General features: G+C 60.3%; 32 protein-coding genes and 1 tRNA gene. 12 read left to right on the forward strand and 21 right to left on the reverse strand.

From position 1 onward, the window contains the following. Window positions 1-18: 18 nt before the first annotated feature. From HGO40_RS05410 to HGO40_RS30770, 8 genes are all read left to right on the forward strand, one after another. Window positions 19-705, forward strand: a complete 687-nt coding sequence (locus HGO40_RS05410; protein ID WP_250962194.1) for a class I SAM-dependent methyltransferase — start codon at window positions 19-21, stop codon at window positions 703-705. Next, window positions 702-1,109: a GtrA family protein gene (locus HGO40_RS05415; RefSeq protein ID WP_250962195.1), complete on the forward strand. Its 408-nt coding sequence runs from the start codon at window positions 702-704 to the stop codon at window positions 1,107-1,109. Before HGO40_RS05410 ends, HGO40_RS05415 begins: the two co-directional genes overlap by 4 nt. A gap of 2 nt (window positions 1,110-1,111) precedes the next feature. Next, on the forward strand, window positions 1,112-2,395 hold the full coding sequence (locus HGO40_RS05420; RefSeq protein ID WP_250962196.1) for an NAD-dependent epimerase/dehydratase family protein: 1,284 nt from the start codon (window positions 1,112-1,114) through the stop codon (window positions 2,393-2,395). Beyond that, window positions 2,385-3,971, forward strand: a complete 1,587-nt coding sequence (locus HGO40_RS05425; RefSeq protein ID WP_250962197.1) for an FAD-dependent oxidoreductase — start codon at window positions 2,385-2,387, stop codon at window positions 3,969-3,971. Before HGO40_RS05420 ends, HGO40_RS05425 begins: the two co-directional genes overlap by 11 nt. After that, window positions 3,968-5,077, forward strand: a complete 1,110-nt coding sequence (wecB, locus tag HGO40_RS05430; RefSeq protein WP_250962198.1) for a non-hydrolyzing UDP-N-acetylglucosamine 2-epimerase — start codon at window positions 3,968-3,970, stop codon at window positions 5,075-5,077. Before HGO40_RS05425 ends, wecB begins: the two co-directional genes overlap by 4 nt. Beyond that, window positions 5,068-6,174, forward strand: coding sequence for a glycosyltransferase family protein (locus tag HGO40_RS05435; protein WP_250962199.1), 1,107 nt, complete (start codon window positions 5,068-5,070; stop codon window positions 6,172-6,174). Before wecB ends, HGO40_RS05435 begins: the two co-directional genes overlap by 10 nt. Window positions 6,175-6,234: 60 nt before the next feature. Next, a complete protein-coding gene (locus HGO40_RS05440) occupies window positions 6,235-6,498 on the forward strand; it encodes a hypothetical protein (protein WP_250962200.1) in 264 nt (87 codons plus the stop codon). Window positions 6,499-6,579: 81 nt separating this feature from the next. Next, window positions 6,580-6,666, forward strand: coding sequence for a small membrane protein YohP (locus HGO40_RS30770; protein ID WP_442087941.1), 87 nt, complete (start codon window positions 6,580-6,582; stop codon window positions 6,664-6,666). A 106-nt stretch (window positions 6,667-6,772) separates the two neighbouring features. Here HGO40_RS30770 and HGO40_RS05445 read toward each other — a convergent pair whose 3' ends face one another. Further along, window positions 6,773-7,090 carry a type II toxin-antitoxin system RelE/ParE family toxin gene (locus tag HGO40_RS05445; RefSeq protein ID WP_250962201.1) on the reverse strand — a complete coding sequence of 106 codons (318 nt, stop codon included), beginning with the start codon at window positions 7,088-7,090 and terminating at the stop codon, window positions 6,773-6,775. A 2-nt stretch (window positions 7,091-7,092) separates the two neighbouring features. Further along, window positions 7,093-7,323, reverse strand: a complete 231-nt coding sequence (locus HGO40_RS05450) for a type II toxin-antitoxin system ParD family antitoxin (RefSeq protein WP_250962202.1) — start codon at window positions 7,321-7,323, stop codon at window positions 7,093-7,095. A gap of 109 nt (window positions 7,324-7,432) precedes the next feature. On the opposite strand from HGO40_RS05450, the gene HGO40_RS05455 reads away from it, so the two are divergent. Next, window positions 7,433-9,454 (forward strand): DKNYY domain-containing protein, encoded by a 2,022-nt coding sequence (locus HGO40_RS05455; RefSeq protein WP_250962203.1) that lies wholly within the window; start codon window positions 7,433-7,435, stop codon window positions 9,452-9,454. Here HGO40_RS05455 and HGO40_RS05460 read toward each other — a convergent pair. The 11 genes from HGO40_RS05460 to thrS all read right to left on the reverse strand — a co-directional run bounded on the left by HGO40_RS05460 (window position 9,451) and on the right by thrS (window position 18,461). Further along, the gene (locus tag HGO40_RS05460; protein ID WP_250962204.1) at window positions 9,451-10,491 is read right to left on the reverse strand and encodes a zinc-dependent alcohol dehydrogenase family protein; all 1,041 of its coding nucleotides are present in this window, start codon (window positions 10,489-10,491) and stop codon (window positions 9,451-9,453) included. The two genes, HGO40_RS05455 and HGO40_RS05460, sit on opposite strands and share 4 nt — an antisense overlap. A 119-nt stretch (window positions 10,492-10,610) precedes the next feature. Continuing rightward, entirely contained in the window at window positions 10,611-10,850 is a 240-nt protein-coding gene (locus HGO40_RS05465) for a YceK/YidQ family lipoprotein (protein WP_186706641.1), read from the reverse strand. Window positions 10,851-11,005: 155 nt separating this feature from the next. Continuing rightward, window positions 11,006-11,082, reverse strand: a tRNA-Pro gene (locus tag HGO40_RS05470). 89 nt (window positions 11,083-11,171) lie between these two features. Then, complete coding sequence (locus HGO40_RS05475; RefSeq protein WP_003179985.1) at window positions 11,172-11,528, reverse strand: MerR family transcriptional regulator; 357 nt, start codon at window positions 11,526-11,528, stop codon at window positions 11,172-11,174. After that, window positions 11,509-11,811, reverse strand: a complete 303-nt coding sequence (gene ihfA, locus HGO40_RS05480) for an integration host factor subunit alpha (RefSeq protein ID WP_002553164.1) — start codon at window positions 11,809-11,811, stop codon at window positions 11,509-11,511. The genes HGO40_RS05475 and ihfA overlap by 20 nt, the downstream gene beginning before the upstream one ends. 3 nt (window positions 11,812-11,814) lie before the next feature. Beyond that, window positions 11,815-14,193 (reverse strand): phenylalanine--tRNA ligase subunit beta, encoded by a 2,379-nt coding sequence (gene pheT / locus HGO40_RS05485; RefSeq protein ID WP_250962205.1) that lies wholly within the window; start codon window positions 14,191-14,193, stop codon window positions 11,815-11,817. Window positions 14,194-14,219: 26 nt separating this feature from the next. Beyond that, complete coding sequence (gene pheS / locus HGO40_RS05490) at window positions 14,220-15,236, reverse strand: phenylalanine--tRNA ligase subunit alpha (protein WP_186706639.1); 1,017 nt, start codon at window positions 15,234-15,236, stop codon at window positions 14,220-14,222. Between the two features lie 109 nt (window positions 15,237-15,345). Further along, complete coding sequence (gene rplT, locus HGO40_RS05495; protein WP_002553161.1) at window positions 15,346-15,702, reverse strand: 50S ribosomal protein L20; 357 nt, start codon at window positions 15,700-15,702, stop codon at window positions 15,346-15,348. 30 nt (window positions 15,703-15,732) lie between these two features. Further along, window positions 15,733-15,927 carry a 50S ribosomal protein L35 gene (rpmI, locus tag HGO40_RS05500; RefSeq protein ID WP_002553160.1) on the reverse strand — a complete coding sequence of 65 codons (195 nt, stop codon included), beginning with the start codon at window positions 15,925-15,927 and terminating at the stop codon, window positions 15,733-15,735. 60 nt (window positions 15,928-15,987) lie between these two features. Next, a complete protein-coding gene (infC, locus tag HGO40_RS05505) occupies window positions 15,988-16,539 on the reverse strand; it encodes a translation initiation factor IF-3 (protein WP_169432615.1) in 552 nt (183 codons plus the stop codon). Continuing rightward, window positions 16,539-18,461: a threonine--tRNA ligase gene (thrS, locus tag HGO40_RS05510; RefSeq protein ID WP_250962206.1), complete on the reverse strand. Its 1,923-nt coding sequence runs from the start codon at window positions 18,459-18,461 to the stop codon at window positions 16,539-16,541. Before thrS ends, infC begins: the two co-directional genes overlap by 1 nt. A gap of 370 nt (window positions 18,462-18,831) precedes the next feature. Here thrS and HGO40_RS05515 point away from each other — a divergent pair, with 370 nt between their 5' ends. Both HGO40_RS05515 and HGO40_RS05520 read left to right on the forward strand, forming a co-directional pair. Next, window positions 18,832-19,134 carry a hypothetical protein gene (locus HGO40_RS05515; protein ID WP_095962812.1) on the forward strand — a complete coding sequence of 101 codons (303 nt, stop codon included), beginning with the start codon at window positions 18,832-18,834 and terminating at the stop codon, window positions 19,132-19,134. Window positions 19,135-19,423: 289 nt separating this feature from the next. After that, a complete protein-coding gene (locus HGO40_RS05520) occupies window positions 19,424-19,636 on the forward strand; it encodes a cold-shock protein (RefSeq protein ID WP_003179963.1) in 213 nt (70 codons plus the stop codon). A gap of 68 nt (window positions 19,637-19,704) precedes the next feature. Here HGO40_RS05520 and HGO40_RS05525 read toward each other — a convergent pair whose 3' ends face one another. Further along, entirely contained in the window at window positions 19,705-20,019 is a 315-nt protein-coding gene (locus HGO40_RS05525) for an I78 family peptidase inhibitor (protein WP_250962207.1), read from the reverse strand. A 155-nt stretch (window positions 20,020-20,174) separates the two neighbouring features. Beyond that, window positions 20,175-20,480 (reverse strand): hypothetical protein, encoded by a 306-nt coding sequence (locus tag HGO40_RS05530; RefSeq protein ID WP_250962208.1) that lies wholly within the window; start codon window positions 20,478-20,480, stop codon window positions 20,175-20,177. A 127-nt stretch (window positions 20,481-20,607) separates the two neighbouring features. On the opposite strand from HGO40_RS05530, the gene HGO40_RS05535 reads away from it, so the two are divergent. Next, window positions 20,608-20,805: a hypothetical protein gene (locus HGO40_RS05535; protein ID WP_250962209.1), complete on the forward strand. Its 198-nt coding sequence runs from the start codon at window positions 20,608-20,610 to the stop codon at window positions 20,803-20,805. Between the two features lie 46 nt (window positions 20,806-20,851). Here the strand turns inward: HGO40_RS05535 and HGO40_RS05540 are convergent, their stop codons facing one another. The 6 genes from HGO40_RS05540 to HGO40_RS05565 are packed head-to-tail and all read right to left on the reverse strand — an operon-like array spanning window position 20,852 to window position 26,800. Further along, complete coding sequence (locus tag HGO40_RS05540) at window positions 20,852-21,880, reverse strand: nucleoside hydrolase (RefSeq protein ID WP_003203636.1); 1,029 nt, start codon at window positions 21,878-21,880, stop codon at window positions 20,852-20,854. Window positions 21,881-21,910: 30 nt separating this feature from the next. Continuing rightward, window positions 21,911-22,315 (reverse strand): D-ribose pyranase, encoded by a 405-nt coding sequence (gene rbsD, locus HGO40_RS05545; protein WP_250962210.1) that lies wholly within the window; start codon window positions 22,313-22,315, stop codon window positions 21,911-21,913. Beyond that, window positions 22,312-23,226 (reverse strand): ribokinase, encoded by a 915-nt coding sequence (gene rbsK / locus HGO40_RS05550; RefSeq protein ID WP_250962211.1) that lies wholly within the window; start codon window positions 23,224-23,226, stop codon window positions 22,312-22,314. Before rbsK ends, rbsD begins: the two co-directional genes overlap by 4 nt. Window positions 23,227-23,249: 23 nt before the next feature. Further along, on the reverse strand, window positions 23,250-24,269 hold the full coding sequence (locus HGO40_RS05555; RefSeq protein WP_250962212.1) for a LacI family DNA-binding transcriptional regulator: 1,020 nt from the start codon (window positions 24,267-24,269) through the stop codon (window positions 23,250-23,252). A 3-nt stretch (window positions 24,270-24,272) separates the two neighbouring features. Further along, on the reverse strand, window positions 24,273-25,250 hold the full coding sequence (locus HGO40_RS05560) for an ABC transporter permease (protein WP_250962213.1): 978 nt from the start codon (window positions 25,248-25,250) through the stop codon (window positions 24,273-24,275). After that, window positions 25,247-26,800: a sugar ABC transporter ATP-binding protein gene (locus HGO40_RS05565; RefSeq protein WP_250962214.1), complete on the reverse strand. Its 1,554-nt coding sequence runs from the start codon at window positions 26,798-26,800 to the stop codon at window positions 25,247-25,249. Before HGO40_RS05565 ends, HGO40_RS05560 begins: the two co-directional genes overlap by 4 nt. Window positions 26,801-26,843: the final 43 nt, after the last annotated feature.

A 26,843-nucleotide genomic window follows, 5' to 3' on the forward strand; every position in this document is an offset into this window, starting at 1 on the left:
GTGCTTGAACGCAAGCGAATGCTGCGGGAAGTCTTCGTGGAGTTTCACCACGGGTTTCATCGCCTGGCAGACCGCTACTTCAAGGTCGAAGGCCTTGAGGTGGAGTTGGGGGCGGGCATCGCGCCCATGCGCGATTCGTACCCAGAAGTATTGGCCACGGACATTGTCGCCACCGAGCAACTGGACATGGCGCTCAATGCCGAAGCAATGAGCCTGGGCGATCATTCGGTCAGGGCCTTTTATGGCCAGAACTGTTTTCATCACTTTCCTCACCCCGAGCAATTTTTCACGGAGCTGGAAAGAACGCTCAAGGTCGGCGGCGGCGCCATGTTGATCGAGCCCTTTCACGCACCCTTTGCCGCTTTTCTCTATAAACGCCTGTTCAAGTCCGAAGGCTTCGACATGCACTTCCCGTCTTGGGAGACACCTTCGACCGGCCCCATGAACGGCGCCAACCAGGCCCTCAGCTACATCGTCTTCGTGCGCGACAGACAGGCGTTCGAGCGCAAGCACCCAGGCCTGGAAATCGTCCACCAGGAAATCTGCGGCAATTATTTGCGCTACCTGGTTTCCGGCGGCCTGAACTTTCGCCAGTTGTTGCCTGACGCGCTGATCCCCGTGCTCAAGCTCGTGGAAAAACTGCTGCATCCGATGAGGCGACTGTTGGCACTGCATCACATCGTGGTGATCCGGAGGACGTCTTGACCTTTATCCGCTATGGCGCCATCCAGGTCATGGCCTATGCATTGGACATGGGTGCCTTTTTGCTGTTGATCGCACTATTCGGGGGTCACCCCATCCTGGCCAACATTGCCGGCAAAGGCGTGGCCGGGGTGTTCGCGTTCTTTTTGCATCGACACTTCACGTTCCAGTCGACCCATGGCAGCAGCAAGGCGCAAGCGCTGCGTTATTTCTCGTTGCTCGCCATCAATATCCCGGTCGCTTCGGCGCTGTTCAGCGTGGGGCTGTATGTCGTCGACAGCCCTGCCCCGGTGAAATTTGTCTGCGACGTGATCTGCGTGGCCCTGACCTACTGGATCAGCAAACTGTTCGTGTTTCATTCCACTACGCCCCCGCCGGTTCCCACTGACCGAGCCGAAGGCGCATGACCATGAAGCTATTGATAACCGGCGCGACAGGCTACATCGGGCAACGTTTGTCCGCCCTCGCGACGGCAAGGGGATACGAGGTCATTTGCGCCACCCGCCAGCCGGGCCCTGCCCCCTATGCCTGGCTTCCTTATGACCTGCGGGGCCCGGCGCCCGAATGCCCGGCCGGCACTCAGGCGCTGATCCATTTGGCGGCCGACACCTCGACCGGTGCCGACAACGACGCGGACGATGAAGTCAACGCGGCCCAGGCGCTGATCCGATGCGCCCAACAAGGCTCGGCCAGGTTCATCTTCATCTCCAGCCAAACCGCCGAGCCCACGGCCCCGAGCGTTTATGGCCGGACCAAGTGGCGCATCGAACAACATGTGCTGGCCGCCGGGGGCACAGTGATCCGCCCCGGGCAAGTCTACGGCGGTCCCGAACGCGGCCTCTTTGGCCTATTGTCGGGGCTGGTTCGCCGAAATCCGTTCATTCCGATTCTCTGGCCAGCGCCTTGCATACAACCCATCCATGTCGATGACCTCGCGGCCTCGATATTGGCCGTCGTCGAGCGGGACGACATTCGTGCCGAAATCCTCAACCTGGGCGCCGTGCAGCCGATTGCCTTCGACCGCTGCCTGGGGGCGATTGCAGCGCACCGGGTCCGTGCCGTTCGCCTGCCAATTCCCCTGCCGGTGGTACTGCTCAGGCTGTTGCGTCGGTTGCTGGGGCACTCCATGGGCGCGAAGCTGGGCCTGGAGCGGATTTTTTCCCTCATCCACCTGCCGCCCATGGACAGTGAGCGTTCCCTGCAAAAACTCGGCGGTCAACTGCGCCCGCTCGCCCACGGCATGCATCGCTCCGGCCGGGGGCAACGTCGCGGGCTTCTCCAGGAAGCCACGGTTCTCTTGAACTATCTGCTCAAGCGCCCGCCGCAAAGAAGCCTGGTCAGTCGCTATGTCAGGGCACTGGAGCGTGGGGGGAAAACCCGCCCCGTCATTAGCTCACGCTTGCTGATGAGCTGGCCGATACTCCTGCCGCTGCTGGACACCCCCGGCGTCCTGGGCAAGCCCGACGGCCAGGCGCTGGCCTGGCGCCTGCAGGTTGCACTCGCTATCGCCGAAGCCAGCCCCCAGGGCGCCCAGGTGTTTCTCGGTGTCCAACAATCGCGCAGCCCTGTCGCCACGCTGGTTGCGCTGGGGCTCACCGCGATCAAAGCGTTGACGTGGAAACTAGCGGCGTTGTCAGGCCGGCCCTTTGCCCGCCAACTGCTGCGTGAAAGTGAAGCCCACCGTGAAGCCTGAATTCGATGTGATCATTGTCGGCAGTGGCCCGGCCGGGACGTCGGCGGCCTATCCGTTGGTCAAGGCGGGCCTGAAAGTCCTCATGATCGATGCCCAGGCCAGCATCGGTTCATCGGTGCTGCCAACCCGCCCGTTCCTCAGCGCCAGGGCCAACGACGCGCATCAGTGGAAATGGATGATTGGCGATAACTTCCACGCCTTGAACCAACTGGACGCGGTATCGCCCAAGCTGAAGACACCGACCCACGCCCATCTCTTCGAAGGATTCAGCGCCGGCAATCGCATCGAGACCGACAACTTTTTCGGCGTCGGCTCCCTGGCCACCGGCGGCTTGTCCAATGCCTGGGGCTGCGGCGTGGCAACGCTGGGTGCCAGCGACTTAGCCGGGCTGCCCATCGATCATGCCGAGATGCAAGCGTCCTACGAAACCGTCGCCCGCCGGATCGGCATCAGTGGCCGGATCGACGATGATCTTTCAAGCTATTTCGGCCTCGATGAGTGGTCGCAACCGCCGCTGCCACTGGATGCCCTGCACCAACGTCTGCTCGATCAGTACGCCCGGCGTCGCTCGGCGTATCCCGAGCAGGGGTTTCGCCTGGGCCGCTCCAGGGTCGCCGTCTTGAGCCAGCCCCTGGACGCGCGCAAGGCCTGCGACCTGTCGGGAAACTGCTTGTGGGGCTGTCACCACCAAGCCTTGTACAGCGCGTCGCAAGAGCTGCAAAAGCTCAAGCAGTACCCGGGATTCCAGCACGTCCAGGATTTCCTCGTGGAGGATCTGCAGACACAGGACGGTTCATGGGCGGTCACCCATCATCGTTCTTCCCGGCGCTTCTGCGGTACACGCCTGCTGCTGGCGGCGGGCACCCTGGCCTCGACCCGACTCGCCCTCAAGGGCCTGAATCATTCGGCCCCGATACCGCTGCTGTCATCGCCGACAGCGGCCTTCCTGTTGTGGCTGCCAAAAATGCTCGGCACCCCGAGGGCACCGGCATTTGGCTTGGGCCAGCTATCCTTCACCCTGGCGCTGACGGCCGGTGCGACGGCTTTCGGCTCGACATTCAACACCACGGGCTTGCCCATGACCGAGTTTGTCAACCGGATCCCCCTGAGCAAACGCTACAGCATCGAGTTGCTGAAAAACCTGCTCAGTGCCTGCGTCGTCGGGAACCTCTTCCTGCCCGGACACCTGTCCCACAACACGGCGGCCTTGCGCCCCGATGGCTCGTTGAGCATCAACGGCCACGTGCATCCCGAACTCCCCGGACTCATGAAGTCTGCCGAGACAAAGCTTCGCCGGATCTATTGGAAAATGGGCGCGCTGTTGATGCCCATGAGCTTCACCGTCGGCAGGCCGGGGGCAGATATCCACTATGCCGGCACGCTGCCCATGCACGCGACGCCCCGGATCGGGCAGACCGATCGCCTTGGCGAAGTCGCCGGCTTGCCCGGTGTGCATGTTGTCGACGGTGCCTGTTTGCCCAGACTCACCGAAAAGTCCCACACGCTGACCCTCATGGCCAATGCGGACCGGATAGCCCGCTCACTTGCCACCACGATAGGACATCAAAAGGCATGACCCACAAGGTACTTTGCATCGTTGGTACGCGTCCGGAAGCCATCAAGATGGCGCCCGTGATCAAGGCGCTCCAGGCCGAAAGGAATATCGCTTGCCGGGTGCTCGCCACCGCCCAGCACCGAGGCCTGCTGGACCAGATCCTGGCCGGCTTCGCAATCACGGCCGACCTGGACCTGGACATCATGCGTCCCAACCAGTCATTGGCGGCCCTGACCTCTCGCCTGCTGCTCGAACTCGACAACGTCTTGCAAGCCGAGCAACCCGATGTCGTCCTGGCTCAAGGCGACACGACCACGGTCATGAGTGCCGCCCTGGCGTGTTTCTACCGGCAGATTCCCTTCGGCCATGTCGAAGCGGGCCTGCGTACCGGGGACCTCTGCAATCCGTTCCCCGAGGAAGCCAACCGGGTCATCGCCGGCAAGCTCACTCGCTGGCATTTCGCGCCCACCCAGGGCGCCGTGGACCACCTGCTGCGCGAAGGCGTCAGCGCCAGCGATATCACCCTGACCGGCAATACCGTGATCGATGCCCTGCTGATGACCGCGGCACAGGACTGCGCCTTGACTGTCCCATTGGACGCGAGCAAACGCCTGGTGCTGGTCACCTCCCATCGGCGGGAGAATTTCGGTGAACCGTTCCAGAATATCTGCCAGGCCCTCAAGCACCTGGCCGAGCGGAACCCGGGCATCCAGATCCTCTATCCCGTCCATCCCAACCCGAACGTCAAGGAGGTCGCACACCAACTGCTCGGCCAGACCCCGAATATCTTCCTCTGCGCACCACTGGATTACGCGCCGTTTATCGCGGCAATGAAGCGCTCGTACCTGATCATCAGTGACTCCGGGGGGGTGCAGGAAGAAGCCCCGGCCCTGGGCAACCCCGTGCTGGTGCTGCGGGAGGAAACCGAACGCCCGGAGGCGGTCGACCTCGGCGTGGGCAAGCTGGTGGGCGCCAACCGGGCCCTCATCGTCGAACAGGCACAGCGCCTGCTCGACGACCCCGAGGCTTACCAGGGCATGGCACGTGGGGTTTCCCCTTATGGCGACGGCAAGGCCGCAGCACGTATCGTCGATGTGTTAAGGCAGTACTTCCAGCCATGCGCATGATTTACCTGTCGCCGCTGCCATGGGCCAGCTTCAGCCAGCGCCCCCATCACTTCGTCGATTGGTATCACCACCAGACCGGGGCGCCGGTGCTCTGGATCGATCCGTACCCGACACGCTTACCCACGCTTAACGATTTCAGGGGCAAGCCGCCCGTCGCCGATCAGCAAAGCGCCAGCGCTCCACCCTGGTTGCAGGTCCGCAAACCCCGTAGCTTACCCATCGAGCCCCTGCCAGGCTCAGCCATGCTGCTCAAGCGACTGTGGCGTGACCTGTTCAAAGAGGCCGTGGCATTTGCTGCCCAAGGGCCCTGCATGATCTGTGTGGGGAAACCTTCCGAACTGGCCTTGCAACTGCTGGCGCTGATCCCACAAAGCTCCACCGTCTACGATGCCATGGACGATTTCCCGGCCTTTTACCGGGGCCTGTCACGCCGGTCCATGGAACGTCGCCAGGCGCAGCTCATTCGACGGGTGGGCACGGTACTGGCGTCATCCAATCCGCTTCGCGACAAACTCCTGGGCATGACCGATCAGGTAGCTCTGGCCCTTAACGCTTGTGACCTGCATGGACTGATGCCGGTCGAGCGCCTGGACCTGAGTGCCAAGCAGCAGGTGCTGGGTTATGTCGGCACACTGGGTCGTTGGTTCGACTGGGACCTGGTCATCGCGCTGGCACGGGCCAATCCTGGCAATCTCGTCCGGCTGATTGGCCCCGTCTTCACACCCCCGCCTTGCGCATTGCCGGCCAACATCGAACTGCTTCCGGAATGCTCCCATGCCAGTGCAATCGCGGCCATGGCAAGGTTTTCGGTGGGTCTGATCCCGTTCAAGCGCAACCGCCTGACCGCCTCGGTCGACCCGATCAAATACTACGAGTACCGCGCCCTCGGCCTGCCTGTCATTGCCACTCGCTTCGGTGAAATGGCCCTGCGCGACCGGGAGCCGAGCGTCTGGATCGTGGAGGAAGGCACCGACTTGCGCAAAACCGTCGTCGAAGCGCTCGCCAGTCAAAGCGATTGTTCGGCTGTTCAGCAGTTTCGTGACGCTCATCGTTGGGCCCAGCGTTTTTCTGCGATCAACCTCAAACACGCGCCATAACGGCCGATACCCCGGATAAGACCCCACCACTGGGGCGCAGGACGGAACGGTAGGTCAGTCATGACAGAAATTTATTTGCTGATAGCGCACGGCACGGATCAGGGCGAAGCTTACGTGCTGGGCTGGTTCGACGACCGGAGCAAAGCCCGGGAAGTGGCCGAACAGAAAGAATGGGAAGCGTACCGCGCCAGCCTGAAGGAGAAACACCCGTGGTCTAGCCACACACCGCTGGCACCGGACCAGACGGACTATCGTCGCTACTGGATCAACACCATCTCGAAATTCGAGCATGTGCCAGTGCCGAGATCTTTTGCGGTCCATTGATCATCACGACTGAATATTCGACGAAACGCGCGTGATCGGTGGCGGTCTAGACGATTAAGCCCATCCGATGAGAGCGTTCTTATGTTGAAATTCCTTGGCGGCACCGTAGGCATCATTTTCCTGATTGGCCTGATCGTGGTGATTGCGCTGTTCAAGTTCATTTTTTGAGCGTGGCGGCGGCGGTCTTTGGTTTGGTGTTCATTTTTTTCAGACGTGAAAAAGCCCAATCTTTGCAGATTGGGCTACGTCATTGCGGCCAAACGTTTCGCTTGCTTCATGACGACATCCATTCAGGGATATCCCGCATGGCGTGTAAAACTCGCCATACGTCAATGTGCTCATTGCGCTCTACGTAGAACACCAGATAGGGATAACGCTTCAGCGGCCAGCAGAGTAATCCGGAAATATCCAGCTCATGGGCGTACCTGGACATACCCGATGCCGGATGGCGGCTGATATGCGTATAGGCATTTTCCAGGGCGTCGATGAAATTGAGTGCCGCCTGCTCGGCCTGCTCACCTAGGTAATAGTTGATGGCGTCCTCTACATCCTGGCTGGCAAGAGCTCGCGGAATGACGGGTTTCGCCTTCATCCTCACCCTTTGCGCACCTTAGCCCGTAGAGATTCGAAGTAGTCGCCATTCACAGGAGCAGTGGGATCCGACTCAGCCCCGGCCAGTACCAGGCCACGAAGGTGCTGCCGATCCTGATCCTTGCGAATCAGTTCCCGCACATATTCGCTACTGGTGCTGTAGCCTCTCTGACTAACCTGATCATCTATAAAAGATTTAAGAGCGTCTGGCAGCGAGATGTTCATGGTACTCATGACTTTGCCTGTTTTTTGACAAAATTTGCCAAAGTATACACCCTTGGGCCTGCCTCGCCAGGGGCGAGCTCGCGGGGGGCCAACCATCAGACGTTCAGGTCGCATCGACATGACAGACATAGACACGGATAAGGCTGACTGGGAAACGCTTAACCTTGAATGGCATCAAGGCTTCGCGTTCATGGACGGCGTGCTGCTGGGCGACGGGCAAGTGCCTGATGTGTACATCATGCTCAGCCCTGAAGGCGCACGCCCCGGCGAGTTGGCACAAGCTGCCAACGCCGGGCACTATCCGCCCTCGCCCTTGCTGGCCGGTCAGCCGGTTTGGCGGCATCGACGCAGCCCTTGGGTCTTGCGCGACGTCCGGCGCGATTACTACCTGCTTCCAGCCTACCGGGCGCGCCACGGCTACCACGCGCTCCAAGCCTTGCCGTTTCGGTTCGACAGTGGCCTGGAAAGCCTCGGCCACCAGTACTGGCGTGACGCAGCCGGCGCCTATTGGTTCGGCGAGTACGCGATCAGCCAGATTCCCGAGGCCCGACCCGACAGCCTGGCCCTGTTGCCAGAGTCGCCCGCCTCAGTGACTTCAGCGTCCGCCCTGTTCAGCGACGGGATGAATATCTTTTTGCAGGGGCAACGTCTCGCCAGCGCCACGGCGCGGGTGCGGTATTGCAATCACCCGTCCTATCGAGTGATCGACGATCAGGTCTACAAGGGCTTCAAGCCCCTGCACCAAAAGGACGGCACGCCGCTGCCGGTGGCAAACCCGGACGACTTCCAGATGCTCGCCCAACGCTGGGGCACCGACGGACAGTCGATCATCGTGCAAGCGCAGCAAGGTTCAAGCATTTCCTACGAATACTTCTACCGCATCGACAATGCCGACCTGGCAACCTTCACCGTGCTGAATGAACGCTACGCCAAGGACAAGCAACGCGCCTATTACCTGACCGGCAAGAGCATCCGCTACGTTGGCGATTTCCACCTGCTCAAATGCTGGCAGCCGACGTTCGATGAATGCGGGCGCGTGGCCAGCGCCAGCGAATACGAGGATGATTATTTTGCCGTGGACGACAGTTTCGTCTATGCCGCCGGGACCCGCATGCGTGACGCCCATGGCCCAAGCTTTCGCCATTTGGGGTTCGACTATTACCGTGATCACCTGCACGTCTACAGGCGCCAGAAACGCCTCGATGTCGACGCGCAAAGCTTCGTCGTGACCCAGCTCTGTCGCAATGACCAGGATTACTCTCCCGTGCTGGCAGGCGACAAGCACGGCCCGCTGGGCTCAGACGGGATCATCGATGCGGCCATGCAAGAGGCCTGGGCACCTTATTTCGAGGCCCATCCGCAGTTGGAGGGTTACTGGTGGCACCGTTTGCGGGCAACAACCGAGGCCGCCCAAACACACGCGCAAACGCAGCCGCTACAGGCCATCGGTCTCGGATTCGAACTAGGCGACCAGGTGTATTTCCATGGCCGCGCGATCAGCGGGTTGGACGCAGCGAGTTTCAAATTGCTCGACACGCACCTGTGCGGCGATGCCCAGGGCTTGTATCTGATCCCGTTTCATAACGCCGAAACGCAAGTGCCTGAACGGTTTTCCCAAGAACCCGCGGAGCACTTCCGCGCGCTCGGTGGGCCCTACCTGACCGACGGAAAAACCGTGTTCTGCCACCGGATTTTCTACCATTCTCCCGAACCGATTCGTAAGGCCCATGTGGCTACCTTTGAGTCCTGCGGTCATGGCTGGGCCCAGGATCAAAATGCGGTGTATTACTACGGCGAGGCGAAAAAACGCCTACATCCCTCGGATACCCGCATTCTCGGCACCTATGCCGTCAGCCCTACCCTGATCCTCTCGGAAGGCAAACCGCTGGATGTACCGTTCGACCCCGACGAAGTCCGCGTGCCCCACCCTGATTTCCTGCAACTGGGCACGCGCAAGTTGTTCTGTCACCGACGGCCCGTCAGCGCCAAGCGTATCGACCTGGCCACCCTGGAATTCCTGAGTGAGCGCTATGCCCGAGACAGGAACCGAATGTACTACTACGACGGTTATGCAACCCTGACCGAGGTCGATGAAGCACAGTATCAGGAATCCCTCGGCCAGCCGGTGGCAAGCGTCTAGAACTGCGTCACCACCGTCACCCCTGCCGTGTCGAACCGGTCCATGTTCATAAGCGCATCAATGGATTGTTCGAGGCTGATGGTCTTGCCCACCAGTTTTTCAGGCGCCAGCTTGCCGGACGTGATCATGTCCATCATTGCGCCGTAACGGTGAGCCTGCATGCCATGGCTGCCGCAGATCTCCAGCTCATAGGCAATGACTTTGCTCATCGGGATCGCCGGCGTGCTGTGATCGGCCAGCATCAAACCGACCTGGACATGCCGGCCACGCCGTCTCAGATTGTTGATGGAGTTGAAGCAGGTCGTTGGATGACCGAGCGCATCCAACGAAACATGAGCGCCGCCCTTCGTCATCTCAAGCACCGCCTCGGTCACATCCGCCACACGGCTTGCATTGACCGTCGCAACGGCACCAAGCGACTGGGCAAGCTTGAGCTTATCGTCGGAGATATCAATCGCGATAACGTTCGCCCCGACAGCGTGGGCGATCATCACCGCTGACAGCCCCACACCACCACAACCATGAACCGCCACCCACTGGCCCGCCGTGACCTTGCCTTGATCGACCACCGCACGGAACGACGTGACGAACCGACAACCCAGGCTCGCCGCCGTGGCGAAGTCCATGTTGTCCGGCAGCGCAACCAGGTTCAAATCCGCCTGGTGAATCCCAACATACTCGGCGAAAGAGCCCCAATGGGTGAACCCCGGCTGAAACTGACTGTGGCACACCTGCTGGTTGCCGCTATTGCATTCCGGGCACGCGCCACAGCCACCGACAAAAGGCACGGTAATGCGATCGCCCACCTTCCATCGGGTGACGTCCTTGCCCACCTCCGCCACGATCCCGGCCAATTCGTGGCCGGGCACATGGGGCAGCCGGATATCAGGATCATGACCTTTCCAGCCATGCCAGTCGCTTCGGCATACGCCCGTGCCGAGGACCTGGACAACCACACCGTGACGCTCGGGGGTTGGATCTTCGACGGTCATCACACGTGGGGGTTGGGAAAAGGCTTCGTAAACGACGGCTTTCATGCAGGATCCCTCTACTTTGGAAAAGCGCTTTGCCTGAACCCTGGCTCGCGGACTGGCCTGGGCACAAACAAACGTCAACAGTAGCCACAAACGCTCCTGCACGTAAGAGCCTCTGTCGCTTAGAGGTTGCAGCTGTATTGATATTCGAAGGGGAAGAATACGGTATCGACCACCAAGGAGAACGGTGCGTCGATCAGCAGGAAAGGAATCAGCTTTCCTTTGGACGTGCCCACCAGCCACCAGTCAAAGCGCAGGCCGATGTAGGGGCATCGGTGCTTGTCGTAGTCCATTCGCATCGCGGTGGCCATACAGCCGCTTAGGCTGGTGATCAGCACCAGTAGAACCGCTTTCCGTAGCACGTAGTGTCCTTATTATGCTTTTTGCCCGGCTGCGCAGGCAGGCTTAGTCGGATCTTCAGCACCGGATGCGAAGGAACATGGCCACAAATTTTGCGCAGGCACAAAAAAGCCGATCTATCTGATCGGCTTAACTGCCTGATTTTACTCAGTAAATATGGTCGGGACGGAGTGATTCGAACACTCGACCCCTAGCACCCCATGCTAGTGCGCTACCGGACTGCGCTACGCCCCGACTAGGCGTGAATCTTGTTCCGCTTCTCAGCGGAACGCTCAGGAATATAACGCAAGCTTTTGAAAACTGGAAGTATTTAAAAGCAGAAATTATTTCTTGAGCACCACCAGTACATCTTCGAGCTCGGCGATCATCTGGCGGATCATCTGTTTGTACTGGGTGGTATCGTCCTTGGCCTCATCACCGGAGAGGCGCAGGCGTGCGCCGCCGATGGTGAACCCCTGGTCGTACAGCAGCGCGCGGATCTGCCGGATCATCAGCACGTCTTGTCGCTGATAATACCGGCGGTTTCCGCGGCGCTTGACCGGGTTGAGTTGAGGAAACTCCTGCTCCCAATAGCGCAGCACGTGTGGTTTTACCGCACACAGCTCGCTGACTTCACCAATGGTGAAGTAGCGTTTGCCCGGGATGACGGGTAGTTCGTCGTTATGACTTGGTTCCAGCATAAGCCTCAACTCGGGCCTTCAACTTCTGCCCTGGACGAAAGGTGACCACACGGCGAGCCGTGATCGGGATTTCTTCTCCCGTTTTCGGATTGCGGCCAGGCCGCTGGCGTTTGTCCCGAAGGTCGAAATTGCCGAAACCGGACAACTTGACCTGTTCGTTGTCTTCCAGAGCGTGCCTGATTTCTTCGAAAAACAGTTCGACCAATTCTTTGGCCTCCCGTTTATTCAGGCCCAGCTCCTCATACAGACGTTCCGCCATCTCAGCTTTCGTCAGAGCCCCCATACGTCACTTCCTTAACGTGGCGTTCAACCTGGTTTCGAGCGAGGTGAGGATATTTTGCGTTGCGGTATTCACCTCATCGTCATTAAGAGTGCGCGATGGATGCTGCCAGGTCAAGCTGACTGCAAGGCTTTTTCTATGCGGATCAATACCTTTACCCTGATACACGTCAAATAGCCTGAGGTCCGTTAGCCATTCGCCTGCATTTTCACGAATTACCTCCAGTACAGCACTGGAAGCGACCTCACGGTCGGCCAGCAACGCCAGGTCACGACGCACTTCAGGAAAGCGCGATAACTCCTGGAATTTCGGCATTTTCCCCTGTGCCACTTCGGCCAGGACCAACTCGAAAACGAAGACAGGACGATCGAGGCCCAGGGTTTTCGACAGTTCCGGGTGAATGGCACCGACATAGCCGACTTCACGCCCGTCTCGCTCGATCCGCGCAGTCTGCCCCGGATGCAGCGCCGGGTGCTTGCCCGGTACGAAAGTGAATGCGTCGAGCGCGCCGGCGAAGCCCAGCACCGCTTCCACGTCAGCCTTGACGTCGAAGAAGTCGACGACATCGCGACCTTGCGCCCAGCCTTCCGGCACGCGACTGCCACAGACGACACCGGCCAACATCGGCTCTTGCTTCAAGCCTTCCAACTGGCCGACAAAACGCAGGCCGCTTTCGAACAGGCGCACGCGATCCTGCTGGCGGTTCAGGTTGTGCTGGAGCGACTTGACCAGGCCCGGCCACAGGGACGAACGCATGGCGGCCATGTCGTTGGAGATCGGGTTGGCCAGCAACAGCGGCTCGACGCCCGGACTGAACAGCTCGAACTGGCGTGGATCGATGAAGCTGTAGGTGATCGCTTCCTGATACCCACGGGCCACCAGCAGGCGGCGCAGTTCCGGCAGGTCGCTGCGGGCTTCAGCCTTGGCTTGTGGGGCCAGGCGGGCTTGCGGGTAGCGAACCGGCAGGCGGTTGTAGCCGTACAGGCGGGCCAATTCTTCGATCAGGTCAACTTCCAAGCTGATATCGAAGCGATGGCTTGGCACTTCGACGCGCCACTGCCCTGCCCCAGCGGCGCTGATGTTCAGGCCCAGGGCGCTGAGCAGGCGTTCGACTTCGGCCGAATCCATTTCCATGCCCAGCATCTGGGTGATGCGCTGGGCACGCAGGGTGATCGGTGCAATCTTGGGCAGGTGCTGTTCGCTGACAGTCTCGATGACCGGCCCGGCTTCGCCACCGGTGATATCCAGCAGCAGGCCGGTGGCGCGCTCCATGGCTTCACGGGCCAGCTGCCAGTCCACGCCTCGCTCGTAGCGGTGCGAGGCGTCGGTGTGCAGGCCATAGGAACGAGCCTTGCCAGCGACGGCGATCTGGTCGAAGAACGCGCTTTCCAGGAATACATCGCGGGTGGTGGCGGATACGCCGCTGTGCTCGCCACCCATCACGCCGGCAATCGCCAGGGCGCGGGCGTGGTCGGCAATCACCAGGGTGTCGCTGCGCAGGGTCACTTCCTGGCCGTCGAGCAGCACCAGCTTCTCGCCCTCTTCGGCCATGCGTACGCGGATGCCACCGTTGATTTCGGCGAGATCGAACGCATGCAGCGGCTGGCCCAGCTCCAGCATGACATAGTTGGTGATGTCGACGGCGGCGTCGATGCTGCGCACGTCGGCGCGACGCAGGCGCTCGACCATCCACAGCGGCGTTGGCTTGGACAGGTCGACGTTACGGATCACCCGGCCCAGGTACCGCGGGCACGCCGCCGGCGCCAGGACTTCAATCGAACGCACTTCGTCATGCACGGCCGGCACGGTCGCGACCGTCGGACGCGTCACAGGAGCGGCATACAGCGCGCCGACTTCACGGGCCAGACCCGCCAGGGACAGGCAGTCGCCACGGTTCGGCGTCAGGTCGACCTCGATGCTCGCGTCGTCCAGGCCCAGGTGTTCACGAATGTCCTGGCCCACCGGCGCATCGGCCGGGAGTTCCATCAGGCCATCGTTGCCTTCGCCAATCTGCAGTTCGGCCTGGGAGCACAACATGCCGTTGGACTCGACGCCGCGCAGCTTGGCTTTCTTGATCTTGAAGTCGCCCGGCAGTTCGGCGCCGATCATGGCGAATGGGATCTTCAGGCCCGGGCGCACGTTGGGCGCGCCGCAGACGACCTGGAAGGTTTCCGCGCCATTGCTGACCTGGCAAATCCGCAGCTTGTCAGCGTCAGGGTGCTGCTCGGTGCCCAGCACCTCGCCCACCACCACACCACTGAATGCACCGGCGGCCGGTGTCACGCTATCGACCTCGAGGCCGGCCATCGACAGGCGAGCAACCAGCTCGTCCTGGCTTACCTGCGGGCTTACCCAGCCGCGCAGCCATTGTTCACTGAATTTCATCCTGCTCTCCTAAAGGTTCGTTACGACTAGCGAAATTGCGCGAGGAACCGCAAGTCGTTGTCGAAGAACAGACGCAAGTCGTTCACGCCGTAACGCAGCATGGCCAGGCGTTCCACGCCCATGCCGAAGGCAAAGCCCGAGAATTCTTCCGGATCGATTCCGGACATGCGCAGCACGTTCGGGTGAACCATGCCGCAGCCCATGACTTCCAGCCAGCCCGTCTGCTTACAGACGCGGCAGCCTTTGCCGCTGCACATCACGCATTCCATGTCGACTTCCGCCGAGGGCTCGGTGAATGGGAAGTACGAAGGGCGGAAACGCACGGCCAGTTCTTTCTCGAAGAACACCCGCAGGAATTCTTCGATGGTGCCTTTGAGGTCGGCGAAATTGATGTCGCGATCAACCAGCAAGCCTTCGACCTGATGGAACATCGGCGAGTGGGTGATATCGGAGTCGCTGCGATACACACGGCCTGGGCAGACGATGCGGATCGGCGGCCGCTGCGATTCCATGGTGCGGACCTGTACCGGCGAGGTATGGGTGCGCAACAGCATGTTCGCGTTGAAATAGAAGGTGTCGTGCATCGACCGGGCCGGGTGATGGCCTGGGATGTTGAGCGCCTCGAAGTTGTGATAGTCGTCTTCGACCTCGGGGCCTTCGGCAATGCCGTAGCCGATGTGGGTGAAGAACTGCTCGATGCGTTCCAGGGTCCGGGTGACCGGATGCAGGCCACCAGAAGTCTGGCCACGGCCAGGCAGGGTCACGTCGATGGACTCGGCGGCGAGCTTGGCGGCCAGGTCCGCCTCCTCGAACAACGCCTTGCGCGCATTGAGGACCTCTGTGACACGCTCCTTGGCAACGTTGATCAGCGCACCGACCTGCGGACGCTCTTCGGCTGGCAGGTTCCCCAGGGTCTTCATCACCTGAGTCAACTCGCCCTTCTTGCCAAGGTAGTGAACCCGGATTTGCTCCAGGGCATTGATATCTTCAGCGCTTTGCACAGCCTCTAGTGCTTGAGCGACCAGCGCGTCCAGGTTTTCCATGTACAGACTCCAGATACAAAATAGGGGAAGAGCTTTAAGGCTCTTCCCCTATTTATGACGTTTGACACCTGGGCCCACAGAGGTGGGCCCCGGTGACTGCCGGGGGTACTTAAGCCAAGGTGGCTTTAGCTTTCTCGACAATCGCAGCAAACGCCGCTTTTTCGTTCACTGCCAGATCAGCCAGAACCTTACGGTCGATCTCGATGGACGCTTTTTTCAGGCCAGCGATGAAACGGCTGTAGGACAGGCCGTTAACACGAGCACCAGCATTGATACGAGCGATCCACAGAGCGCGGAACTGACGTTTTTTCTGACGACGGTCACGGTAGGCGTATTGGCCTGCCTTGATTACCGCTTGCTTGGCAACACGGAATACGCGGGAACGCGCGCCGTAGTAGCCTTTAGCAAGTTTCAGAATTTTTTTGTGACGTTTACGGGCAATGACGCCACGCTTTACACGAGCCATGAGTTACTTCCTCTATTCTTGATCCAAAAATTAACGAAGGCGCAGCATGCGCTCGACTTTTGCCACGTCAGACGGATGCAGCAAGCTGCTACCGCGCAGTTGACGCTTACGCTTGGTCGACATTTTGGTCAGGATGTGGCTCTTGAAAGCGTGCTTGTGCTTGATACCGTTAGCAGTTTTCAGAAACCGCTTAGCAGCACCACTTTTGGTCTTCATCTTTGGCATGTTCGGATACTCCGCATTCAGTTGATAAACATAATCGCAAGGCCTGCCGTGCCCTGGTGATTACTTCTTCTTTTTCGGGGCGATGACCATGATCAGCTGGCGTCCTTCCATCTTAGGATGCTGTTCGACCGAACCGTACTCGAGCAGGTCTTGTTCAACCCGCTTGAGGAGTTCCATCCCCAGCTCCTGGTGGGCCATCTCACGGCCGCGGAATCGCAAGGATACCTTGGCCCTGTCCCCATCACTCAGGAAACGTACCAGGTTGCGCAGTTTTACCTGGTAATCCCCTTCCTCCGTCCCTGGACGAAACTTGATTTCTTTTACCTGAATCTGCTTCTGGTTTTTCTTCGCCGCGGCAATCTGCTTCTTCTTTTCGAAGATCGACTTGCCGTAGTCCATCACCCGGCAAACCGGTGGGACTGCGTCCGCGGAGATTTCTACCAGATCAAGCTTGGCTTCTTCAGCAATACGAAGCGCTTCATCAATCGAGACGATGCCAATCTGCTCGCCGTCAGCGCCAATTAACCGAACCTCGCGTGCCGAGATATTCTCGTTGATCGGGGCTTTCGGTGCAGCTCGTTTATCTTGTCTCATTTCACGCTTAATAATAATTACTCCAAATCTGGGCGACCACGCCGGGAAACCGCTTGCGCGAGGAACTCAGCGAATTCGGCGACGGGCATCGAGCCCAGGTCAGCACCTTCACGAGTACGCACAGCGACAGTCTGCATCTCGACCTCCCGATCTCCAATAACCAAGAGAAAGGGAACCTTGAGCAAAGTATGCTCGCGGATTTTAAAGCCGATCTTTTCATTTCTCAAGTCGGACTTGGCACGAAATCCGCTTTGATTGAGAGTTTTTTCGACTTCGGCGGCAAAATCTGCCTGTTTATCAGTGATATTCATGATCACTGCCTGGGTCGGCGCCAGCCACGCAGGGAACGCGCCCTCGTAGTGTTCGATCAGAATCCCGACGAAACGCTCGAACGAACCGAGAATCGCGCGGTGAAGCATGACCGGGTGCTTGCGACTGTTGTCTTCGGACACATATTCAGCGCCCAGACGGATCGGCAGGGTGAAATCGAGCTGCAAGGTACCACACTGCCACACGCGACCGAGGCATTCTTTCAGCGAAACTTCGATCTTCGGACCGTAGAAGGCGCCCTCACCCGGCTGCAGGTCGTACGCAAGGCCCGCGCTATCAAGGGCGGCGGCCAGGGCCGCTGCGGCGCGATCCCACAGCTCGTCGGAGCCGACGCGTTTTTCCGGACGAGTGGACAGCTTCATCTCGACCTCGGTGAAGCCGAAGTCGCGATAGACGTCCATGGTCAGCTTGATGAACGCGGCGGATTCGGCCTGCATCTGCTCTTCGGTGCAGAAAATGTGCGCATCGTCCTGGGTGAACGCCCGCACGCGCATGATGCCGTGCAGCGCACCCGATGGCTCGTTGCGGTGGCAAGCACCGAACTCGGCCAGGCGCATTGGCAGTTCGCGGTAGCTCTTCAAGCCCTGGTTGAACACCTGCACGTGGCACGGGCAGTTCATCGGCTTGATGGCGTAGTCGCGGTTTTCCGACTGGGTGGTGAACATGTTGTCGGCGTAGTTGGCCCAATGCCCGGATTTTTCCCACAGGCTGCGGTCGACCACTTGCGGCGTCTTGATCTCCAGGTAGCCGTTCTCACGCTGGACCTGGCGCATGTACTGCTCAAGCACCTGGTACAGGGTCCAGCCGTTCGGGTGCCAGAACACCATGCCCGGGGATTCTTCCTGGGTATGGAACAGGCCCAGGCGCTTGCCGATCTTGCGGTGATCGCGCTTCTCGGCTTCTTCGATGCGCTGGATGTAGGCCGCCAGTTGCTTCTTGTCCGCCCAGGCGGTGCCGTAGACGCGCTGCAACTGCTCGTTCTTCGCGTCGCCACGCCAGTAGGCGCCGGACAGCTTGGTCAGCTTGAAGGATTTCAGGAAGCGCGTGTTCGGCACGTGCGGGCCACGGCACATGTCGACATATTCTTCGTGGTAATACAGGCCCATGGCCTGCTCGTCCGGCATGTCTTCCACCAGACGCAGCTTGTAGTCCTCGCCACGGGCCTTGAAGACTTCGATGACTTCGGCGCGCGGGGTGACTTTCTTGATGACGTCGTAATCTTTCTCGATCAGCTGTTGCATGCGCTGTTCGATGGCGGCCATGTCGTCCGGGGTGAAAGGACGTTCGAAGGCGATGTCGTAATAGAAGCCTTCATCGATGACCGGCCCGATGACCATCTTCGCGCTCGGGTACAGCTGCTTGACCGCATGGCCGACCAGGTGTGCGCAAGAGTGGCGAATGATCTCCAGCCCCTCTTCATCCTTGGGCGTGATGATTTGCAGCGTGGCGTCGCTGTCGATGACGTCACTGGCGTCGACCAGCTTGCCGTTGACCTTGCCGGCCAGGGTGGCCTTGGCCAGGCCAGCACCGATGGATGCGGCGACCTCGGCTACGGAAACCGGGTGATCGAACGAACGTTGACTGCCGTCGGGAAGAGTAATAGTTGGCATGGCGCCTCCTCTCCTAGTGGTGACCCCTACCAAAGGTCACGTGGGTTGGGATGAGCCAGTACAAGATCCAGTCCAGGCCATTCAATGACGAACGCCTGCCTTACAGCGGCAGGAGCCTTGCGGCCAACCGGGAAACCGAACCAGAGTGACTGGGATTCAAATCAGGGTTATTCGGGTTCTTTGCCACCGGGACGAACGATCATCCGCAGCCTGGAAATAGCCGAGCCCGGCATGCTAGCACAGATGAACGGTCATCGCCGCGTGGGAATTGAAGCAGACGTAAATCCAGGGTTTTTATGCCAGAGTGCTGAACTGAAGCGAGCGCAACGCCTCAGATAACAAGACATCGACCCGAAAGGAGCATCTTCGCATGCGTCTGAATACATTGTTCGCAGTAGTCGCCCCCCTCGCCCTGCTGCTTCCACTGACCGCCCATGCCGACTGGCCAAAGGGCGAGCGCGAAAAATACATGGCCCAATGCACGGAGGCGGCAACACCCCAGATCGGCGCGGCCGCGGCCAAGTCCCATTGTGCCTGTGGCGCCGATGCGATCAAGTCCTACCCTGCCTCGGACATCCAGGCCTTGATGGACAACAAGGCCACCCCGGAGCTGCAGCAAAAGGCACTGGGGCAGATCGCAAAATGCAAGGCCGACAACAAGCCGAAAAAGTAAGAAAACAGGCTTCCCGAACAGGCTTGGCAGGGTGGAAAAACCCTGATTTCAGGCTTTTTTGAACGATTTATTCAGGTTTTACAGCTTTTTTTATTGTCTTTACTTTCGGCTGAAAGCCTTTAAAACCGGGCCTTTCAGCGGGTAAAGGCGATAAAGTAAACACGACTGATTGGCAAACAGCGCCTGCGGGGGGCTCCCAAATCGAACATTTCGACTATGATACCCGGGTGTGCCCAGTTGGCCTGAGCAGCACAGTACACTGAAAATATATGTTTCTTGGAGATACACCATGTCTAATCGCCAAACCGGCACCGTTAAATGGTTCAACGATGAAAAAGGCTTCGGCTTCATCACTCCTCAAGGTGGCGGTGACGACCTGTTCGTACACTTCAAAGCTATCGAAAGCGACGGTTTCAAAAGCCTGAAAGAAGGCCAGACCGTTTCCTTCGTGGCTGAGAAAGGCCAAAAGGGTATGCAAGCTGCACAGGTTCGCCCAGAGTAATTTCTCGGCGCACTAAAAAAACCCCGTCCATGTGACGGGGTTTTTTATGGGCGATTGAAAAGCGTCGATCAGCCGCAGTTCACTCGATTGATCACCAGGCTGGCATCGGTATTGAGGTTCAGGCGATCGGAGCGATATTCAAGCGTCACCATGTCGTTGGGCTTGAGGATCCGCGCATTCTGCGCGCCGGCACGGGTACGGGCCTGCTCCAGCAGCTCTGGCGAAGCTTTCTTTCCAATGGCGAACTCAGCGGCCTTTGCTTCGCAGCGGCTGTGACCGGTCTCGGCCGCCACAGGTTCAGGGGTCGATCCAGAGGTGTTGCTGCAACCGCTCAAGATCATGGCGGCCAGCAAAGTACTCAATGACGCGAGCTTCCAAGGCATGAAGCCTCCTTTTTTCGATGAATAAACAGTGAGCGTGCGACAACCTAAACAGCGCTTGGTTGCAACACCGCAGCCATCAGACTGGGAAAGCTGGCAGTTTGCCTGAGCCTGTTCCCGCTGTTCAGGCTTGAATCGTGACTGGATATGAACGCGACTCAATAAACGTCGATGTAATCGAAGGGTGGATTGGGCCAGTTGTCCTTCAGCGCGTTGTAGATCTGCATGACCCAAACCTCGTCACTGGCAGCGACGCGCCCGAGGTAGCCCGAACCCTTGGCCCAGGTCTCGAGGCGAAACCGTAAACCGTCAATGTCGGTGCCGCCGACCACCCCCGAGGACAAATAGGCGATGCCGCCTTTGGTCACGCGCAGCTGGGTATGCTCGTCATCACTGGCCGAGGCCAGCAACTGACGAACCGCCTCGACGGTCAGGCCATCAGGAGCGTTCAAGTCGATCTGCACGGTGGGGCTCCTTAAAAATAAAAGACCAAGTGTCGCACAGCCCTCCCCCAATGCCTAAGTCGCAGTGCCAAATTCTCGGCAAAAATGGTTAACTCAGCCTACAGACCTCCAACTCGCGAGCCCGACCATGAGCACCGTCAGCATCGAAGCCACCATCAATGCCAAATGGTCGCAGGGCCACAGCTCCTATAGCCCGGGCAGCCCGGAGGAACTGGCGCTCATCGGTATAGAATTGTTGGTGAAGGCGCTGGGAACGGAAGTCGCCCGCGATTTCATCCAGCAGGCCTTCGAGCGTTACCCGAGCATCGTCGACGCCGTGGATTGAGGCTCATGCACCCGCAGCTCCGGCCTGCGGGCACATGACAAGCTAGTTACTTCAGGCGCGCCAGGCGCTCGGTCAGCAGGTCGAAGAAGCCCTGGGCATCGCCGTTTTCCACCCAAAACGCGTTCTTCGGTGCCTTCAAGCCGTCGTACCAATCGACGATGGTCTGCCCGAACGTCGGCCCCTCGCGGCTGTCCACGACGACATTGACCGAACGGCCGGTGAACAATTGCGGCTTGAGCAGGTAGGCAATCACCGTCGCGTCATGCACCGGCCCGCCCGTCATGCCGTAGTGCTCCATGTCGCCCTTGACGTATTCGTTGAGGATATCGCCCACCAGCTTGCTGGCGTTATTGTTCAACGCCGCGATCTGCTTCAGGCGCGCTTCGCTGGTGAGGATCTTGTGGGTCACGTCCAATGGCAGGTAGGTCAGCTTCACGCCGCTCTTGGCCACCACCTCGGCCGCTTGCGGGTCGGCGAACAGATTGAACTCGGCCACCGGCGTGATATTGCCGCCGTTGAAGTGCGCGCCGCCCATGATCACCACTTCCTTGATGCCCTGGACGATATCGGGCTCCTGGACCAAGGCCAGCGCCAGGTTGGTCTGCGGACCCAGCATCGCAATGGTGATGCTGTGGGGCTTGGCAGCCTTTAGCGTGTCGATCAGGTAGTTGACGGCATTGCCCTCGGCCAACCCCTTCTTCGGCTCATGTACCGTGACACCCGACAGGCCTTCCTTGCCATGGATGTTTTCGGCGTAGATGGGCGTGCGCATCAACGGTTTCGGCGCACCGGCGTAGACCGGCACGTCTTCGCGCCCCGCCCATTCACGGGCCAGGCGAGCGTTGCGCGAGGTCTTGTCCAGGCGCACATTGCCGGCAACGGTGGTCAGCGCACGGATATGCAGTTCCTCGGGCGATGCCAGGGCGAACAGCAGCGCCACCACGTCGTCAGCGCCCGGATCGGTGTCGATGATCAAGTCAATTTTTTCCGCCGCCTGGGCGCTCGTTGCGGTGATCAGTGACAAAAGCAGCAGACTCCGGATCAGTTGATGCATTTTCTGAGCATAGCGGTGCATGGCGCACTCCTTGTGCAGGGTTGAACAGGATTAGAACGTCACTCCAGCGACCAGCACGATATTGCAGTACGGCGAGCATTCGCCGGTGCGAATGATCGCCCGCGCCTGTCGGCTGATGACCTTGAATTGCTCATGACTGACCAGCGCCCGCTCGCCCAGCGCACCCTCTGCATTCAATGTTTGCAGGGTCGTCAGGGCCGACGGTTGCTTGTCGAGGATTTCCTCGGCCAAAACATGGCTTTCCACCTGCATTTCGCTGAGCACCACCTTCAAGGTGCTGACAAAGTCAGGAATGCCATGGGTCAGGGCCAGGTCGATCAACTCGACCTGGGGCGGCACAGGCAGGCCGGCATCGCCGATGACCACCTTGTCGCCATGGCCGAGGGAAGCGATCAGTCGTGACAGTGCCACATTCAACAACGGCGTCTTTTTCATGATTTGAAAGCCTGTACGTCCAGCAATGTGGGAATTGAAGGTTGCGCGCCGGATCGGGTGACCGACAGCGCGGCGGCGGCCTGACCGAAACGAATCGCTTCGACTTCGTTCTTGCCGCCAGCCAGGGCTGCCGCGAAGCCGCCGACAAAGGTGTCTCCGGCCGCCGTGGTGTCCACTGCCTTGACCCGCGGGGCCGGGAAATGTTCGAAGCTGGCACCGTTGGCGAACATCAAGCCCTGGGCCCCCAGGGTCACGATCACCTTGCCGGCACCGGCGGCGATCAGATGCGCTGCGGCGGCTTCGGCGGTTTCCAACGATTCCACCGCCAGCCCGCTCAGCACCGCGGCTTCGCTTTCATTGGGAATCAGATAATCGACGCAGGCATACCAGTCGGCCGGCAACGCACGGGAAGCCGGCGCGGGGTTGAGAATGACGATTTTGCCAAGCTCACGGCCGCGCTTGAGGGCATGGCCGACGGTGGCGTCCGGCACCTCGAGCTGGCAGATGATGACATCGGCGCTTTGCAGCACTGCATCGACACTGTCCAGGACCTCGGCGGTAAGTGCTCCGTTGGCGCCGGCGACGATGACGATCGCATTCTGGCTGTTGTCATCGACGACAATCAGCGCCACGCCACTTGAATCCTCCACCACGCGCACCGCCTGGCAGTCGATGCCCTCGACCAGCAACGCGCCGCGCAATTGCTCGCCGTAGGCATCGCTGCCCACGCAACCCACCATCGATACCTGCGCCCCCAGGCGCGCGGCAGCGACCGCCTGGTTGGCGCCCTTGCCACCCGGGATGGTGGCGAACGATTGACCAATCAGCGTTTCACCACCACGGGGCAGGCGTGGCGCCCGGGTCACCAGGTCCATGTTCAGGCTGCCTATTACCACTACTTTTGCTGGCATGCATCACTACTCATCAATTCGGTTCAGCGGTATTGGGCGAATGTACCGGACAGCGGTGCAGTCGACTCTCGCAGGACAATACTCGGCGTCACGATACGCTGGTCGGTGGCAAGGCTCGGCGTCGCGATACGCAGCAGCAGCACTTCGGCCGCCATCTCGCCAAGCTGCAGGATCGACTGCCCCACCGTGGTCAACGCCGGATAGACATAACGGCTCATCTGGATGTCGTCGAAACCGATGACCGACAGTTCGCTGGGCACGCGCACGTTGCGTTCGGCGGCGGCACGCAGCACACCGATGCCGCTCATGTCGTTGGCCGCAAAGATCGCGCTGGGCGGCTGCCGCTCAAGCAGTTGCGCAGCGGCGCGGTAGCCGCCGGTACTGGTGAAATCGCTCTCGAGCATGCGCTCGATGGGCAACTCGATCCCCGCCTCTTTCAGCGCTCGGCAGTAACCGGCCAAGCGCATTTGCGCCACGCTGGTATTGGCCGGGCCGCCAATGAAGGCAATATCGCGGTGCCCCAGCTCCAGCAGATGCCGGGTCGCCAGGTAGGCACCGTATTCATGATCGATGCGCACCAGGTCCGCATCGACACCATCAAGCCCGCGGTCGACGATCACCATGGGCGTGCGCACGTTGGCCAGCCCCTCGGCCAGGCCGACATCACCGCCGGTGGACGCGAAGATCAGCCCATCGATACGTTTTTCCAGCAATACCCGCAGGTAGCTGCGCTGCTTGTCCGGGTTGTCGTCGGAGTTGCACAGGATCACGCAATAGCCGTTGCGCTCACAGTAATCCTCGATGCCCCGGGCCAGTTCGGCAAAGTACGGGTTGAGGCTGTTGGGCACCAGCAGGCCGATGGTCGCCGTGGTCTTGGCCTTGAGCGACCGGGCCACGGCGCTGGGCACGTAGTCCAGGCGCTCGATGGCCGCCTCGACCTTGAGCCGCACCTCCTCGCTGACCGGTCGCGTCTTGTTCACCACGTGGGACACGGTGGTGTAGGAAATACCCGCGAGCGCCGCTACATCCTTGATCGTCGCCATGGTTCAAGCCCGCCGACTGGCGCGCTGGCTGCGGTAGGTATCGAGCACGACCGCCACCACGATCACCGCGCCGGTAATGAAGCGTTTGGTCGGCTCGGTGGCGCCAATCTGCGCCAGGCCCGCCGCGAGCACGGAGATGATCAGCACGCCAAAGAAGGTGCTGATGACCGAGCCGCGCCCACCCATCAGGCTGGTGCCGCCAATGACGACTGCAGCGATCACCTGCAGTTCGAGCCCAGAACCGGCGTTCGGATCCGCGGCCTCCAGGCGAGAAATCTGGAACAGCGCCGCCACACCGGCCAGCAGCCCCATCAGGCTGAACACCAGGATCTTGTAAGGCTTTGGGTTGATGCCGGCCAGGCGCACGGCTTCTTCATTGGTGCCGATGCCGATCAGGTAGCGACCGAACACCGTGCGGGTCAGCACCGCTTGGGCAACGAAGATCACCAGCAAGGCGATGATGAACGAAGGCGAGATGCCAAAGGCGATGGGGTTGGACAGCCAGGCGAACGAGTCGCCGATGTAGGCAGTCCGGGAACCGGTCATCTGGTACGCCAGGCCCCGGGCCATTTCCAGCACGCCGAGGGAGACGATGAACGATGGAATCCGCCATGCCACGGTGCTCGAACCGGTGACCGTGCCCGCCAGCGCCGCCACGGCCATGCCGAGCAAGGCCGATGGCCAGACGCTCCAGCCCCAGCCGAGCACGGCCACGCTGACCGTCGAGGCTGCCAGTGCGAGCACCGAGCCCACCGACAGGTCGATGCCGCCGATGATCAGGATGAAGGTCATGCCGACCGCCAGTACCATGAGGTCGGGAATCTGGTTGGCCAAGGTGCTGAACGTGTCATAGGACAGGAAATGGCTGCTCAGGACCGAGAACAGCGCGACCATGGCCAGCAGCGCGCCAGCCAGGCCCAGGTAAGTCCCGAGGCCATAGAAGTTGCCACTCGATTTGCCGACGGCAGATGCGGTTTTCATGAAAAATCCCTAGGCGCTGCTTCGTTGAGCAACGCATCACGTTTCTGGTAGCCGGCGAATGCGGCGGCAAGCAAGTCATCCTGGGTCCAGCTGTCGCGCTCGAAGGTGTCGATCAAGCGTCCGGCGGACAGCACGCCGATCCGGTCACAGATCAGCATCAATTCCCGCAGGTCACTGGACACCACGACCAGCGCCTTGCCCTGGCGCGTCAGCTCGCCGAGCAGTGCATAAATGTCGAATTTGGCACCGACGTCGATGCCACGGGTCGGCTCGTCGAACAGCATGACCGCACAGCCGCGTTCGAGCCAACGACCGATCACGACTTTCTGCTGGTTGCCGCCCGACAATTCGGACACCAATTGGGTCGGGCTGGAACTGCGGATGCGCATGGCATCGACCTGCCGCTGGGCCAAGGCCAATTCGGCATCGCCATTGACCAGGCCGGCGCTGGAAATCTCCGGCATGTTGCCCAGGGCAATGTTGGCGGCGATCGATTGGGTCAGCAGCAGGCCTTCGCCCTTGCGGTCTTCGGTGATCAACGCAATGCCATGGGCCACCGCATCGGCCGGCGAGCGAATGCTCACGACCTGAGCCGGCGAACCCAGCGCCACCGTACCACTGTCGGCCGGGTCGGCACCGAAGATCAGCCGCAACAGCTCGGTGCGCCCTGCCCCGATCAGGCCGGAGATGCCGAATATTTCGCCACTGCGCACTTCGAAGGACACGTCGCGGACCTTGTCGGAACGGGTCAGGCCTTTAACCGTCAACGCCGGCGCACCGATCTGGCGTGGGCCAAGGTCGATATGCTCGCCCAGCTCCCGACCGACCATCAGGGTTACCAGTTGCTCGCTGTCGTAGTTGGCCATCGGCTCGACGCAGACCAGGTTGCCATCGCGCAGCACGGCAATGCGCTGGGCAACTCGCGCCAGTTCTTCGAGGCGATGGGAAATGTAGATGATCGACACGCCGCGCGCCTGCAGGCGCGTGATCTGCTCAAACAGCAGCTCGACCTCGCGGGCCGTGAGCATGGCGGGCGGCTCATCGAGAATCAGCACATGGCAGTCGCCGATCAGGTTGCGGGCGATCTCGACCATCTGCTGGTGACCGATCCCCAACTCGCCGACCAGCGTGTCGGGATCGATGGCATCGAGGCCCACCTGGGCCATGGCCTCGATCGCCGCCTTGCGCAACTGCTTGCGGCTGATCCAGCCACCGTGGCTGGGCAGGTTGTCGAGAAACAGGTTTTCAGCCACGGACAGGGTCGGCAGCAGGTTGAGTTCCTGCATCACCATGCGCACGCCCAGCTCTTCAGCCTGGGTCCGGCTGCCAGGACGATAATCCTGCCCCTGAAATTGCATCTGCCCGGTCGTCGGCGGCACCAGCCCACCGATGATCTTGGACAAGGTGCTTTTGCCGGCGCCATTTTCGCCGGTCAGCGCCAGCACTTCACCGCGCATCAACGTCAAAGTGATATCGGTCAGTACCGGCTGGGCATAGGTCTTGCCGATACCGCTGACGCACAGGACAGCGTTCGGGTCGCGAACGGACATAACAAACTCTCCAATGCGCTCGCCCGGATGGGCGAGCACCGTT

The organism is Pseudomonas sp. CG7, assembly GCF_023701885.1.
GTDB lineage: Bacteria > Pseudomonadota > Gammaproteobacteria > Pseudomonadales > Pseudomonadaceae > Aquipseudomonas > Aquipseudomonas zanjanensis.